The 12910-nt window shown below is 69.5% G+C and carries 13 protein-coding genes and 3 tRNA genes; 15 read left to right on the top strand and 1 reads right to left on the bottom strand.

The features are described from left to right. Positions 1 to 10: 10 nt before the first annotated feature. The 11 genes from mreD to BRX43_RS12320 all read left to right on the top strand — a co-directional run bounded on the left by mreD (position 11) and on the right by BRX43_RS12320 (position 9283). Positions 11 to 523 carry a rod shape-determining protein MreD gene (mreD, locus tag BRX43_RS12370; RefSeq protein ID WP_125995297.1) on the top strand — a complete coding sequence of 171 codons (513 nt, stop codon included), beginning with the start codon at positions 11 to 13 and terminating at the stop codon, positions 521 to 523. Positions 524 to 533: 10 nt separating this feature from the next. Then, complete coding sequence (mrdA, locus tag BRX43_RS12365) at positions 534 to 2624, top strand: penicillin-binding protein 2 (RefSeq protein ID WP_125995294.1); 2091 nt, start codon at positions 534 to 536, stop codon at positions 2622 to 2624. Then, positions 2621 to 3730: a rod shape-determining protein RodA gene (gene rodA, locus BRX43_RS12360; protein WP_125995292.1), complete on the top strand. Its 1110-nt coding sequence runs from the start codon at positions 2621 to 2623 to the stop codon at positions 3728 to 3730. The genes mrdA and rodA overlap by 4 nt, the downstream gene beginning before the upstream one ends. A 92-nt stretch (positions 3731 to 3822) precedes the next feature. Further along, positions 3823 to 3898 (top strand) — tRNA-Lys (locus BRX43_RS12355). A gap of 49 nt (positions 3899 to 3947) precedes the next feature. After that, positions 3948 to 4023, top strand: a tRNA-Lys gene (locus tag BRX43_RS12350). A gap of 76 nt (positions 4024 to 4099) precedes the next feature. Continuing rightward, positions 4100 to 4339 (top strand): hypothetical protein, encoded by a 240-nt coding sequence (locus tag BRX43_RS12345; RefSeq protein ID WP_206433199.1) that lies wholly within the window; start codon positions 4100 to 4102, stop codon positions 4337 to 4339. A gap of 199 nt (positions 4340 to 4538) precedes the next feature. Then, a complete protein-coding gene (locus BRX43_RS12340; protein ID WP_125995288.1) occupies positions 4539 to 4919 on the top strand; it encodes a hypothetical protein in 381 nt (126 codons plus the stop codon). Between the two features lie 186 nt (positions 4920 to 5105). After that, complete coding sequence (locus tag BRX43_RS12335) at positions 5106 to 6593, top strand: DUF4173 domain-containing protein (RefSeq protein WP_125995286.1); 1488 nt, start codon at positions 5106 to 5108, stop codon at positions 6591 to 6593. A 32-nt stretch (positions 6594 to 6625) separates the two neighbouring features. Beyond that, positions 6626 to 7330, top strand: a complete 705-nt coding sequence (locus BRX43_RS12330; protein ID WP_164523596.1) for a response regulator transcription factor — start codon at positions 6626 to 6628, stop codon at positions 7328 to 7330. Continuing rightward, positions 7327 to 8880: a HAMP domain-containing sensor histidine kinase gene (locus tag BRX43_RS12325; protein ID WP_125995284.1), complete on the top strand. Its 1554-nt coding sequence runs from the start codon at positions 7327 to 7329 to the stop codon at positions 8878 to 8880. Before BRX43_RS12330 ends, BRX43_RS12325 begins: the two co-directional genes overlap by 4 nt. Continuing rightward, the gene (locus tag BRX43_RS12320) at positions 8873 to 9283 is read left to right on the top strand and encodes a DUF2809 domain-containing protein (protein ID WP_125995282.1); all 411 of its coding nucleotides are present in this window, start codon (positions 8873 to 8875) and stop codon (positions 9281 to 9283) included. Before BRX43_RS12325 ends, BRX43_RS12320 begins: the two co-directional genes overlap by 8 nt. A 20-nt stretch (positions 9284 to 9303) precedes the next feature. Here the strand turns inward: BRX43_RS12320 and BRX43_RS12315 are convergent. Beyond that, positions 9304 to 9380 (bottom strand) — tRNA-Arg (locus BRX43_RS12315). Between the two features lie 82 nt (positions 9381 to 9462). On the opposite strand from BRX43_RS12315, the gene BRX43_RS12310 reads away from it, so the two are divergent. The 4 genes from BRX43_RS12310 to kdpA all read left to right on the top strand — a co-directional run bounded on the left by BRX43_RS12310 (position 9463) and on the right by kdpA (position 12906). Beyond that, positions 9463 to 9978, top strand: a complete 516-nt coding sequence (locus BRX43_RS12310) for a hypothetical protein (RefSeq protein ID WP_125995280.1) — start codon at positions 9463 to 9465, stop codon at positions 9976 to 9978. Between the two features lie 137 nt (positions 9979 to 10115). Beyond that, complete coding sequence (locus tag BRX43_RS12305; RefSeq protein ID WP_125995278.1) at positions 10116 to 10982, top strand: TorF family putative porin; 867 nt, start codon at positions 10116 to 10118, stop codon at positions 10980 to 10982. 117 nt (positions 10983 to 11099) lie between these two features. Beyond that, positions 11100 to 11189 (top strand): K(+)-transporting ATPase subunit F, encoded by a 90-nt coding sequence (gene kdpF, locus BRX43_RS12300; RefSeq protein ID WP_038665721.1) that lies wholly within the window; start codon positions 11100 to 11102, stop codon positions 11187 to 11189. 13 nt (positions 11190 to 11202) lie between these two features. Further along, a complete protein-coding gene (kdpA, locus tag BRX43_RS12295) occupies positions 11203 to 12906 on the top strand; it encodes a potassium-transporting ATPase subunit KdpA (RefSeq protein WP_125995276.1) in 1704 nt (567 codons plus the stop codon). Positions 12907 to 12910 lie beyond the last annotated feature (4 nt).

Below are 12910 nucleotides of genomic sequence, written 5' to 3'. Positions count from 1 at the left end.
GCCGCCCGCGATGAGCCAGGCGGATGCCAATCCTTTCGAACCCAAGCTGACGCCCGGCCGCGCGCGGATGATCCCGTGGCTGACCGTCGTCGGCGGATCGGCCTGTACCGCGCTGCCGCTGGTCGCGACGGTGCCGATCCTGCCGCCCCTGGGCCTGGTGATGCTGCTGGCGTGGCGGCTGCTCGCCCGCTTCGCGCTGCGACCCTGGGCGGCGGCGCCGCTGGGGTTGTTCGACGATCTGGTCAGTGGCCAGCCGCTCGGCTCGGCGGTGCTGATCTGGTCGGTGATCTTCCTGGCGATCGACCTGATCGAAAGCCGGCTGGTGTTCCGCGATTTCTGGCAGGACTGGCTGATCGCGGCCGGCGCGACCCTGTTCGCGATCATCATGGGGCGGGTGCTGGCGCTGCCGATCGGGGCGCGGGTCGATGGCGCGATGCTGGCGCAGGCGGCGGCGACGATCCTGCTCTTCCCGATCGCGACGCGCTTCGTCGCCTGGATCGATCGCAAGCGCGGCATGGTATAGAGGACGCGGCATGAAGCGTACCGGTCGCATCGTCACCGAGGCTACCCAGGCCTACAGCTTCTCGCGCCGCGCCTGGCTGCTCGGCGGCGCGCAGGCGGGCGTCGGGCTGCTGCTCGCCGGGCGCATGGCCTGGCTGTCGGTGGCGCAGAACGCCAAGTACAATCTCCTGTCCGAGTCGAACCGCGTCAACGCGACCCTGGTCCCGCCCCGGCGTGGCTGGATCATCGACCGCCACGGCCTGCCGGTCGCCAACAACCGCACCGATTTCCGCGTCGACATCCTGCCCGACCGCCTGCCCAAGCCGGAGCGCGAGCGGGTGCTGGCGCTGCTCACCAAACTCCTGCAACTGACGCCGGAGGATCTGGAGCGCATCCGCATCGACCTGGACCGCGCCGCCGGGTTCCAGCCGGTGCAGATCGCCGAGAAACTGGACTGGGACCGGTTCGCCGCCGTCAGCGTCCGCCTGCCCGAACTGCCCGGCGTGCAGCCGACGCGCGGCTTCGCGCGCCATTATCCGGCGGGCGCGGCGGTGGCGCATCTGACCGGCTATGTCGGCGCGCCCACCGCCGAGCAATATCGCGCCACGCATGACGCGCTGCTCGTCACCCCCGGCTTCAAACTGGGCAAGGACGGGCTGGAGAAGACGCTGGAGCCGATGCTGCGCGGCAAGCCGGGCGCGCGCCGGGCGGAAGTCACCGCCCGCGGCAAGCTGGTCGCCGAACTCGCCACCCGGCCCGACGTGCCCGGCCGCAACGCCCGGCTGACGATCGATGTCGGCTTGCAGGAATATGCCGCCCGCCGGCTGGGCACCAATAGCGGGTCGGCGGTGGTGATCGACTGCCGCACCGGCGAGATGCTGTGCATGGTGTCGATGCCGGCCTATGATCCCAACAGCTTCTCCGACGGCATCAGCCATCTGGAATGGGAGATGCTGTCGAAGAACGACCACGTCCCCCTGATGAACAAGGTGACGCAAGGCCTCTATCCGCCCGGCTCCACGGTCAAGCCGATGCACGCGCTGGCGTTGATGGAAAATGGGGTCAGCCCCAATGAGCGCGTCTTCTGCTCGGGGGCGCTCCGCGTCGGCACCGGCGTGTTCCACTGCCACAAGCGCGGCGGCCATGGCCCGCTCGACATGCGTAACGCGGTGGCGCAGTCGTGCGACATCTATTTCTACGAGATGATCCGGCGGCTGGGCTATGACAAGGTCGCGCCGATCGCCCGCGAATTGGGGTTGGGGCAGAAGTTCGACCTGCCCTTCACCACCCAGCGCTACGGCACCGTGCCGGATTCGGCGTGGAAGCTGGGCAAGTACAAGCGGCCCTGGACGGTGGCGGACTCGCTCAACGCCTCGATCGGTCAAGGCTATGTGCTGACCAACCCGATGCAACTGGCGGTGATGGTCGCGCGCATGGCGTCGGGCCGGGCATTGGTGCCGAGCATCCTGGCCGACCAGGTCCACCGCGACGCCCCCGCCCTGCCCTTCCAGTCCGAGAACCTCCAGGTCGCGCGCGAGGCGATGTGGAAGGTGGTGAATGGCGGCGGCACCGGCGGCGCGGCGCGGCTGCTGGTGCCCGGCCTGTCGCTGGCGGGCAAGACCGGCACCGCGCAGGTGCGCCGCATCACCATGGCCGAGCGGCGGGTCGGCGTGCTGAAGAACGCGCAGCTCCCCTTCAAGCTGCGCGACCACGCCTTGCTGGTCTGCTTCGCCCCGGCCGAGAATCCGCGCTATGCCTGTGCCGTGGTGCTGGAGCATAACGGCCATACCGTCCGCACGCTCGACACCCCCTATATCGGTCGCGACATCCTGACCTATCTGCTCGACCGGGACCGCGCGCTTGCCACGCTGGCGGAGGTGGAGCCGACATGGGGCGGCGACATCGCCACGCGCATGGCCGCCGACGAAGCCGCCTATCGCGCCGCGCACAGCCCGCCACCGGCGGCGGCCGCGACCAAGACCGACGCGGTCGTCCCCTCCGACGCACCGGCGGTGGAAGAGGCGACCGCCCTCGCCAACCGGACCCAGGCCGCCTTGTCCCCCGACACGCCCGGCCCGAGCGTCGCCGAGGACGGCACCACCGAACGGAGTACCGACGAATGAGCGCGCGCCGGCTACCCGAACCGCTGTCCCATGTCCCCTGGCGCGTCCTGTCGCTGATCGTCGCCATCGGCCTGTTCGGCCAGGTCGTCCTCTATTCGGCGGCGGGCGGGTCGCTGCGGCCCTGGGCCTGGTCGCAGGGCATCCGCTTCTTCGTGCTGCTCGCCGGGGCCATCGCGCTGTCGCGCGTACCGGAACGTATGTGGAAGGCGGCGGCGCTGCCGACCTATGGCGTCATCCTGCTCGCGCTGATCGCGGTGGAGGCGCTGGGCGAGGTCAGCGGCGGCAGCCGGCGCTGGCTCGACCTGGGGTTCATCCGGCTCCAGCCTTCCGAGTTCATGAAGCCCGCGATCGTGCTCGCCTGCGCCCGCTTCTACGACATCCTGCCGCCCTCGGAGATACGCCGCTTCGGGGCGATCTGGCCGGCGGCGCTGCTGATCGGCCTGCCCGCCGCCTTCGTGATGCTGCAACCCGATCTCGGCACCGGCCTCATGATCTGCATGGGCGGGGTGACGGTGATGTTCCTGTCGGGCATTCCGGCCCGGCTGTTCGTCGGCGGTGCGCTGGGCATGATGGTGGCGGTGCCGCTGGCCTTCACTTTCCTGCTCCACGACTACCAGCGCAACCGCATCCTGATCTTCCTCAATCCCGAAAGCGACCCGCTCGGCACCGGCTACCATATCAGCCAGTCGAAGATCGCGATCGGGTCGGGCGGCATCTGGGGCAAGGGCTTCCTGCAGGGCACGCAGAGCCATCTCGATTATCTGCCGGAGGGGCATACCGACTTCGTCTTCGCGACGATGGCGGAGGAATGGGGGCTGGTCGGCGGCTGCCTGCTGATCCTCGCCTTCCTGCTGGTGATCCGCTGGGGGATCGAGGTCGGGCAGCGGGCCGAGGGCCGCTTCGCCCGGCTGACCGCGGCGGGGCTGGCGACGACGATCTTCTTCTATGTCGCGATCAACCTGATGATGGTCATGGGCCTGGCCCCGGTGGTCGGCATCCCCCTGCCCCTGGTCAGCTTCGGCAGCTCGGCGCAGATGACCGTCCTTTTGTGCCTCGGCATCCTGATGTCGATCGATCGCCAGACGCGCAAGAAAAGCGGGTTCTGACCGAAAAAGGGGCTTGCGCTTCGCGGCGCGGATGGTAACAGCGCCACTCCCGACGCGGGGGCGCACCAACGCCCGATCAGCCGCCACGGAATGGACGCATAGCTCAGTTGGTAGAGCAGCTGACTCTTAATCAGCGGGTCCTTGGTTCGAGCCCAAGTGCGTCCACCATTCCTGCCCTCTCCAGGGTATGCTGCCGGCGAGATCCTCGCCACGGTACGGACGCATAGCTCAGTTGGTAGAGCAGCTGACTCTTAATCAGCGGGTCCTTGGTTCGAGCCCAAGTGCGTCCACCACCATCCCAAAGAACATCTTTGTGCCGCAAAACCTTAATCGGTTCTGCATGCCCTATCGGCCGGTATGGACCGCGGTGTGGAGCCACGCATCTGGCTCGACGATCCGATCGCGATAGAGCCCGCATGCTCGACAGTCAGCGCGGCGGCGACGCTGGCGATGATCGACAGGCCCGCTTATGGCGAGGCGACGGCGATGCCGGACGTACCGCTCGGCACGCTGACCAGCCAGGCATGGGGGTGGGCGACAGGTGCCGATGCTGGAGACGTGGACCATGGCCGAACCGATCGACGACGCAACCCTAACCGCCTAGCCTGATGGTGAACTCGATGACGGGGTGGCGGCGCAGGTCGCCGCTGCGGTGGCGACGGCCCAGGTGCTGGCCGCGACGGCGGATCGCCATCGCCGGCTGAGGGCGCATTCCGCCGACCCCTTCAATCCGATCGCACGGGACTAAGAGGCTCCGTCCGCGTCCCCGCCCCTGTCCGCGACCACTTACTCGCTCGCCGATACACAGGTGAAGCGCGCACCGTCGACGGCCCTGCGTCAGCCCTTCCGCTGGACAATGCCGCGCGCGGTTGGGGACAGCCTGATCGCCACCGCGTTCAACCGGCATTTGTCGGGCAAACCGGGCAGCGTGTGCGTCGCCCTGTCGTTCCGGGACAGGCAGGGTGGTTTTTGCCGCAGCTTCTCGGCCCGGCATGTCGCCGGCATGGCCTGTCGCGACAATGGTGGCTGGCAGCTTCGCTACGGCGCGCCCGGCACGGCGCGGCATTCCGGTCAACGCTCGGCCGGCGGCGATGCGGAAGCGATGCGTTTCGTCAGGACCATCATCGCCGGGGACGTGCTGGACCGCGCGGGCGAGGAGGTCGCACAGGAGAAGCATTGGACGCGCTAGAGCAAGATGACATCGATGTGACCCGATCGGTCGTTGCAAGCCGAGCGAAGCGATGACGATCCGGTCCGACCATTTTGCACGGATGCACGCGATCTGCACATCATCTCCACCGAACACCCCATGATGCCAGCCAAAGGCCGCATGACCGCCGCCTAGACGACAGGCTCCCGACCGAAGGAGCATGGCGTGCCGTTCACTTTTCTCGTCAAAATAGGCGTCGCGATCGCGCTCGTCACCGCCTTCGACTGGATGTTCCCCGGGGGTCCGGCGGGGTCCGTGACCGGCCTGTTCGCCGGCCTGTGGCTGATCGGACTGGTCGCCGCGCGGACCGACGTGCGGCGCGACCGCCGCGCTTGGATCGCGATGGCTGCGGCCATGCTGTTCCTCCTTTCCCTGGTCGACGATCCCGGTGCGCTGGGCTGGACGCTGTTCTGGTGCGCGCTCTCGCTTGCCGCGCTGATGCCGCGCACCATAGGTTTTGACGACGCCTGGCATTGGGCGGCACGGCTCGGGCTCCATGCCGCGAGCAGCGGCGTCCAGCCGCTCGCCGATCTCCGCCAGAGCCTGCGTCGGACGGGTGGCGAGCGGCGCGGCGTACGCGCCACGCTAGCGATACTGGCCTTGCCGCTGCTCGGCGGCGGCCTGTTTCTGGCCCTGTTCGCGGCAGCCAACCCGGTGATCGCCCATGCCCTCGCGGCGGTGCATGTGCCGTCACCCTGGCAGATCGTCACCTGGATCGCCGTCGGTTTCGGCCTCTGGCCCAGCCTGCGCCCGCATCCCGCCGTGCTGTGCATCGCCGGGCGCCTGCCCGATCCGGAACCTGTCCTGCCCGGCACCTCGCTGCCGTCGGTGCTGATCGCGCTGGCGATCTTCAACGCGCTGTTCGCGGTCCAGAACCTGATCGACATCGCGGTGCTGTGGGGCGGCGGCCCCCTGCCCGCCGGCCTGACCCAGGCGGAATATGTCCATCGCGGCGCCTATCCACTGATCGTCACCGCCTTGCTTGCCGGCGTGGTGGCGCTGGCGATGCTGCGGCCGGGCAGCGCCAGCGAGCGTCATCCCTGGGCGCGGCGCATGGTGCTGTTGTGGGTCGCGCAGAATATGATCCTGGTGGCGTCGAGCGTCTGGCGGACGATCGACTATATCGAGGCATCGATGCTCACCGGCTGGCGGATCGCGGCGCTGGCCTGGATGGCACTGATCGCGCTGGGGCTGGCGACGATCGGCTGGCGCATTCTGAAGGGTCGCAGCGCAACCTGGCTGGTCAACCGGAACGCGGCGGCGGCGCTGGTGGTGCTGACACCCTGCGCCTTTCTCGATCTGGGCGCGGTCGCGGCGGCATGGAACGTCCGGCACCAGGCCCCGGCAGATATCGACCTCTGCTACCTGTCGCAGGTCGGCGACGGCGCCTTGCTGCCCCTGATCGAGCTGGAACGCCGGCCAATGGACCCGACCACCCGCGACAGGGTGCGCCATGTGCGGGGCCGGATCATCGATGACCTGGCGGGCCGACAGGCGGACTGGACCGGCTGGACGCCCCGGGGCGCCCGTCGTCTGGCGCAGGCGCGCACGCAAATCGGGGCCCGTCCGGCCGGCGCCGGGCTTCTCCCCAAGGACAGCCGGCGCGACTGCGACGGCCGGATCATCGACCTGTCCGCCCCGCCACGGCCTTGACCGGAGACCGGATGATGATGATCCCCTGCCCCATGCCACGCACCATCCTGATCGCCGACGACGATCCCCATATCCGCCAGTTGCTGGTCTTCGCGCTCACCAAGGCCGGGCTCGACACGATCGAGGCGGGCGACGGCGAGGCGGCGCTGGCAGCGGCGACCAGCGCCGCGCCCGACCTGATCGTGCTCGACATCAACATGCCGCGCATGGACGGGATCGAGGTCTGCCGCCGCCTGCGCGCGACCAGCGACGTGCCGATCCTGTTCCTGTCGAGCCGCGACGACGAACTCGACCGCGTACTCGGCATCGAACTGGGTGCGGACGATTATGTCACCAAACCCTTTTCCCCGCGCGAGGTGGTGGCGCGGGTGATGGCGATCCTGCGCCGGGTCGCCGCCCGCCCGCCCGCCGTGGCGGACGCGACCGCCAGCCCGTTGCGCTGCGGGCGACTGTCGCTCGACACCGATGGCTGGCAGGCGGATTGGGCGGGGCAGGTCGTCGCGCTGACCGTCACCGAGTTCGGCATCTTGCGCACGCTGGCGACGATGCCGTCCAAGGTGTTCAGCCGCGACGCGATCATCGACCGGCTGCACGGGCCGGGCTTCGCGATTACGGACCGCACGATCGACAGCCATGTCCGCAACCTGCGCGCCAAGTTCGCACGGGTCGGCGCGGAGGACGTGATCGAGACCCGCGCCGGCATCGGCTACCGCCTCGGCGCCTGCGGGACGGAATGATCGAGCCGTTCAAGCGCGTCGTCCGCCGGCACTGGCCCCGGCTGCGGCTGCGCACGATCCTGCTCCTGACCTTCACCTTCGTCGCGGCGTTGCCGGGGTTCGGTGCTCTGTTCCTGCGCGTCTACGAAAATGCGCTGGTGCGCCAGACCGAGGTGGAGTTGGTCGCGCAGGCCACCGCCCTGTCGGCGACGGCCGCACTGGCCTGGGGCAGCGGCGGGACCATCGCCGTGCCGCGCGCGCGGGTGCCCTCCATCGATCTGCGGCTGACGCCGATCCTGCCCGCCCGCCCCGCTTCCGTCGCCACACCCCGCCAACCGGGCCCGGCCACCCGCAGGTGGAGCCAGACGCTGACACCCGTCCTGCGCGTGACGGCGGCCGCGACGGGGGCCGATATGCTGCTGCTCGATCGACGCGGCCTATTGCTCACCGGACCGCAGGCGGGTCGGGCGATCGGTAACCTGCCGGAGGTGCGCGCCGCCCTGGACGGACAGCCGGCCATCGTCCTGCGTCGCAATGCCGGCTACCAGCAATCCGGCATGCTCGAATGGCTGAGCCGCGCCGCCGATCTGCGCATCGACCTCGCCACTCCGGTTATCGCCGATGGACGCGTCGTGGGCGCACTGCTGCTCTCCCGCCCGCCGCGCGCGCTGCTCGCGGGGCTGCAGGCCGACCGGGGCAAGATCGCGCTGGGCGTGGTGCTGATCTTCGGGACGCTGGTGGTGCTCAGCGGCCTGCTGTCGCGCGGGATCGTCCGGCCGGTCGAGGCGCTGGGCACCGCCACGCGGGCGGTCGCCAGCGGTGGCGGCGCGGTGCCCGATGCGCCGACCACGGCCGCGATCGAGATCCAGGCGCTTTATCGCGACTTCGGCAGCATGGCCGCCGCGATCGAGCGTCGCTCGCGCTACCTCCGCGATTTCGCCCACGCCGTCAGCCACGAGTTCAAGACGCCGCTCGCCAGCATCCGCGGCGCGGTCGAGCTGTTGCAGGACCATCCCGACATGGCTTCGGCAGACCGCGACCGCTTCCTCGCCAACATCGCCGCCGATGGCGCGCGACTGACGCAGCTGGTCAGCCGACTGCTCGACCTGGCGCGCGCCGACATGGAAGCGAGCGCCGATGGCGTGACGACCGATCCGCGCGACGCCGTGCGGCGGGTCGCGGATGCGCAGGTTGGGATCGGCATCGCCCTGGACATGCCCACTATCTTGCAGCGGGTCGCGGTCCCGCAAGGCGCGGTCGAGGCCGTGCTGTCGAGCCTGATCGAGAACAGCCGCCAGGCGGGCGCGACGGGCGTGCGGATCACGGGCGAGGATGGCGCCGACACGGTGATCCTGACGGTCAGCGACAACGGTCCCGGCATCCCGCCGGGCGACCGGGATCGCGTGTTCGAACCCTTCTTCACCAGCCGCCGGACCCAGGGCGGCACCGGCCTGGGACTACCGATCGCCCGATCCCTGCTGGAGGCGCAAGGCGGCACGATCGCGGTGGATCGCGACATCGCCCCGGGCGCGACCTTCCGGATCGACTTGCCGGCATCCCGCCATGACTAGGCCCAGCTCGCCGCGCCCGTCATGGCTGTCCGCCATCCTGATCCTGGGCACGCTGGCGGCCGGTCTTGCCATCCGGACGCTGCCGCTCGGCCTGCAGCCCGCGATCATCAAGCATGGCGGTTCGATCTTGTGGGCGATGATGATCTATTGGATCGTCTCCACCGCCCGCCCCCGGTGGCCGCGGGATCGCGCCGGCCTCGCCGCGATCGTCGTGACGACCGCCATCGAGCTGTCGCAACGCTATCACAGCCCCGCACTCGACGTCTTTAGGGAAACCCGCATGGGCGCGCTGCTGCTCGGCCGGGTGTTCGCGATCGGAGATGTGCTGGCCTATGCAGTCGCCATCGGCCCGGCCGTGGCGATCGATCGGTATCTCGCCGCTATGTCCCGATCCGGAGAATAATCTGCAACGGAAGGGGAAAGTGGCGCGCCCGGAACGATTCGAACGTCCGACCCTCAGATTCGTAGTCTGATGCTCTATCCAGCTGAGCTACGGGCGCGCATTGGAGTTGCGCTCTTAGCAGGGTTCGTCGGGCGCGCAAGGGCGTTGCGTCAAAAAATCGGGGCTTCTACGGCTGGGGGATGAACCCGCTCGCTCGCGCCGCCCTGCCCGCCCTCCTGCTGCCGCTGGGCCTGGCCGCCTGTGCGGGTGAGCGCGACAATGGCTATCCCTCGCTCGCCAAGCGGCCGGTGGAGGCGCGCGGCTTCGATGAGCCGGCCGCGCCGCCCCGCGCGCCGGTGCGCCCCGATCCAGCGCTCGACCGCATGATCGCCACGCAGACCGCGCAGCTGCAGACGGTGCGCGCCGGCTTCGATCGCGATGCCGCCCGCGCCGAGCGCGCCGCCGCCGCCGCGCGCGGGGCGGCGGTGGGCAGCGACGCCTGGCTGGAGGCGCAGACCGCGCTGGCGCAACTCGACGACTGGCGCGCACAGGCCACCGCCATCGCCAGCGACGCGGAGGGGCGCGGCGCCGATCGGGCCGCGACGCTCGCCCCGGACTATCCGGCCCTCACCGCCCTGCAACGCGATGCGGCGGCGGAGGCGGCGCGGCAGGATGCGGTGATCCGGCGCCTGTCGGCGTCGTTGCCCGCTGCCTGACCTAGCCAGCGCGGCGCGCACTATATGCCAGCACTATGCGCTTCCCCGGAATCGCTCTCGAATTGCTACGCCCGTCGGACCTAATTGCTCGGCCTTGATGTAGGCGGCGCAGCACGCGTCGCCCTTTGGGGCGTGTCATGAAACGACTTTCCTGCGCGGTGGCCTTCGCCGCCGCGACCCTGACGACGGCTGCGGCGGCGCAGACGACCACCGATCCCGCCACCCCCACCGCCCCGCCGCCCGCGATCAGCGTCAGCGGGTCGGCGGCGATCGTGTCCGACTATCGCTTCCGCGGCGTGTCGCAGAGCGACCGGCAGATGGCGGTGCAGGCGGGACTGACCATCGCCCATGACAGCGGCCTCTATATCGGCACCTGGGCATCGAACCTGGCCGGCTGGGGCACGTTCGGCGGCGCGAACATGGAGCTGGACCTGATCGGCGGCTACAAGACCGCGCTGGCCGGCAACGCGACGCTGGATGTCGGGCTGACCTGGTATGTCTATCCGGGCGGCGCGGCCAAGACCGATTTCGCCGAACCCTATGGCAAGCTGACCGGCACCGCCGGTCCCGCCACGCTGACCGCCGGCATCGCCTATGCGCCGCGCCAGCAGGCGATCGGCAAATGGTATGCGAATGGCGCGGAGGCGGCCGCCGGCGCCTATAGCCGGCCGGGCGCGAAGGGGGACAATCTCTACCTCTGGGGCGACGGCGCGGTCGCGGTCGCCGGCACGCCGGTCACCGCCAAAGCGCATATCGGCCATAGCTGGGGCCAGAATGGCCTGGGGCCCAATGCCACCGCCGTCTCGCCGACCGGCCATTATTGGGACTGGTCGCTGGGCGCGGACATCGCGGTGCAGCGGCTGACGCTCGGCCTCGCCTATGTCGGCACCGACATTTCCAATCGCGACGCGGCCTATCTGCGGCCGAGCTTCAGCAAGGGACAGGACGGCACCGGCAACATCGCCGGCGGCACGCTGCTCGCCTCGCTGACCGCCGCCTTCTGACGTCCAAGGGAGAGCAACCATGCAGGACCTGATCTGGGTCGCGATCATGGCGGGGCTGGCGCCGCTGACCTTCGCCTATGTCCGCCTGTGCGACCACGCCTGAGGAGCCATGCGACCATGACCCTCGATCTCTGGCTGGCGGCGCTGACCGCACTCGGCCTCCTCCTCTATCTCGTGGCGGTCCTCATCCGCCCCGAGCGCTTCTGAAGGGAGCGGTTCCATGACCATGCAGGGCTGGTTCCTGATCCTGGCCTTCGTCGCGATCCTGGTCGCGACCGCCAAGCCGATGGGCCTGTGGCTCTTCGCGCTGTACGAGGGGCGGCGCACGCCGCTCCACCTGATCCTCTCGCCCGTCGAGCGCGGCCTCTATGCCGCCGCCGGGATCGATCCCGCCAAGGAGCAGGGCTGGCGTCGCTATGCGATGCACATGCTGTTCTTCAACGCGGTGCTGATGCTCCTCACCTATGCGCTGCTGCGGTTGCAGGCGGTGCTGCCGCTCAACCCCAACGGGCTGCCGGCGGTGGGCGAGCATCTGGCGTTCAACACCGCGATCAGCTTCACCGCCAACACCAACTGGCAAAGCTATGCCGGCGAGTCGACCATGTCGAACCTCAGCCAGATGCTGGCGCTGACCATCCACAACTTCCTGTCGGCGGCGACCGGCATCGCCCTCGCCTTCGCGCTGTTCCGCGGCTTCGGCCGGGCGCAGGCGAAGACGGTCGGCAATTTCTGGGCCGATATCATCCGCATCACCCTCTACCTGCTGCTGCCGATCTGCCTCGTCTATACGCTGGTGCTGATCGCGCAGGGCGTGCCGCAGACGCTGGCGGGCAGCGTCTCGGTGCAGACGCTGGAGGGCGCGCGCCAGACGCTGGCGCTCGGCCCCGTCGCCAGCCAGGAGGCGATCAAGATGCTGGGCACCAATGGTGGCGGCTTCTTCAACGCCAACAGCGCGCACCCGTTCGAGAACCCGACCGCGCTGACCAACCTTCTCCAGATGCTGTCGATCTTCCTGATCGGCACCGGCCTGACCTGGACCTTCGGCAAGGCGGTGGGCAATCCGCGCCAGGGCTGGGCGATCCTGGCCGCGATGCTGATCCTGTTCCTGGCCGGCACGTCCGTCGCCTATTGGGCGGAAGCGGCGGGCAACCCGATCCTGCATCAACTGGGCGTCGCGGGCGGCAATATGGAGGGCAAGGAAGTCCGCTTCGGCATCGCTGGGTCGGCGCTGTTCGCCACCATCACCACCGCCGCCTCGTGCGGCGCGGTCAATGCGATGCACGACAGCTTCACCGCGCTCGGTGGCCTCGTCCCGCTGTTCAACATGCAGTTGGGCGAGGTCGTGATCGGCGGCGTGGGCGCCGGCATCTACGGCTTCCTGCTCTTCGCGATCCTGGCGGTGTTCGTCGCCGGGCTGATGGTCGGTCGCACGCCCGAATATGTCGGCAAGAAGATCGAATCGCGCGAGGTGAAGCTGGCGGTGCTGGCGATCGCGGTGCTGCCGCTCGTCATCCTGGGGATGACCGCGCTCGCCTCCGTCCTGCCCGCCGGGCTCGCCGGACCGCTCAACAAGGGACCGCACGGGTTCTCGGAGATCCTCTACGCCTTCACCTCGGCGGTGGCGAACAACGGCTCCGCCTTTGCCGGGCTGACCGCGAGCACGCCCTTCTATGACGGGCTGCTGGGCGTGGCGATGTGGATCGGCCGCTTCTTCGTGATCGTGCCGATGCTGGCGATCGCCGGATCGCTCGCCGCCAAGCGCCAGGTGCCCGAGAGCGCCGGCTCCTTCCCGACCACGGGCGGGCTGTGGGTCGGGCTGCTGGTCGGGATCATCCTGATCCTGGGCGGCCTCACCTTCCTGCCGAGCCTCGCGCTCGGTCCCATCGCCGACCATCTCGCGATGCTCGGCGGGCATACATTCTGACCAG

The sequence above is a fragment of the Sphingomonas sp. S-NIH.Pt15_0812 genome, from assembly GCF_003951315.1.
GTDB lineage: Bacteria > Pseudomonadota > Alphaproteobacteria > Sphingomonadales > Sphingomonadaceae > Sphingomonas.
This window is presented reverse-complemented; position numbering and strand designations above follow the sequence as displayed.

Excerpts from the sequence above, each read along its gene's own strand:
- mreD (WP_125995297.1), top strand. The coding sequence starts at position 11 with ATGAGCCAGGCGGATGCCAATCCTTTCGAACCCAAGCTGACGCCCGGC.
- mrdA (WP_125995294.1), top strand. The coding sequence starts at position 534 with ATGAAGCGTACCGGTCGCATCGTCACCGAGGCTACCCAGGCCTACAGC.
- rodA (WP_125995292.1), top strand. The coding sequence starts at position 2,621 with ATGAGCGCGCGCCGGCTACCCGAACCGCTGTCCCATGTCCCCTGGCGC.
- BRX43_RS12330 (WP_164523596.1), top strand. The coding sequence starts at position 6,626 with ATGCCACGCACCATCCTGATCGCCGACGACGATCCCCATATCCGCCAG.
- BRX43_RS12325 (WP_125995284.1), top strand. The coding sequence starts at position 7,327 with ATGATCGAGCCGTTCAAGCGCGTCGTCCGCCGGCACTGGCCCCGGCTG.
- BRX43_RS12320 (WP_125995282.1), top strand. The coding sequence starts at position 8,873 with ATGACTAGGCCCAGCTCGCCGCGCCCGTCATGGCTGTCCGCCATCCTG.
- BRX43_RS12310 (WP_125995280.1), top strand. The coding sequence starts at position 9,463 with ATGAACCCGCTCGCTCGCGCCGCCCTGCCCGCCCTCCTGCTGCCGCTG.
- BRX43_RS12305 (WP_125995278.1), top strand. The coding sequence starts at position 10,116 with ATGAAACGACTTTCCTGCGCGGTGGCCTTCGCCGCCGCGACCCTGACG.
- kdpF (WP_038665721.1), top strand. The coding sequence starts at position 11,100 with ATGACCCTCGATCTCTGGCTGGCGGCGCTGACCGCACTCGGCCTCCTC.
- kdpA (WP_125995276.1), top strand. The coding sequence starts at position 11,203 with ATGACCATGCAGGGCTGGTTCCTGATCCTGGCCTTCGTCGCGATCCTG.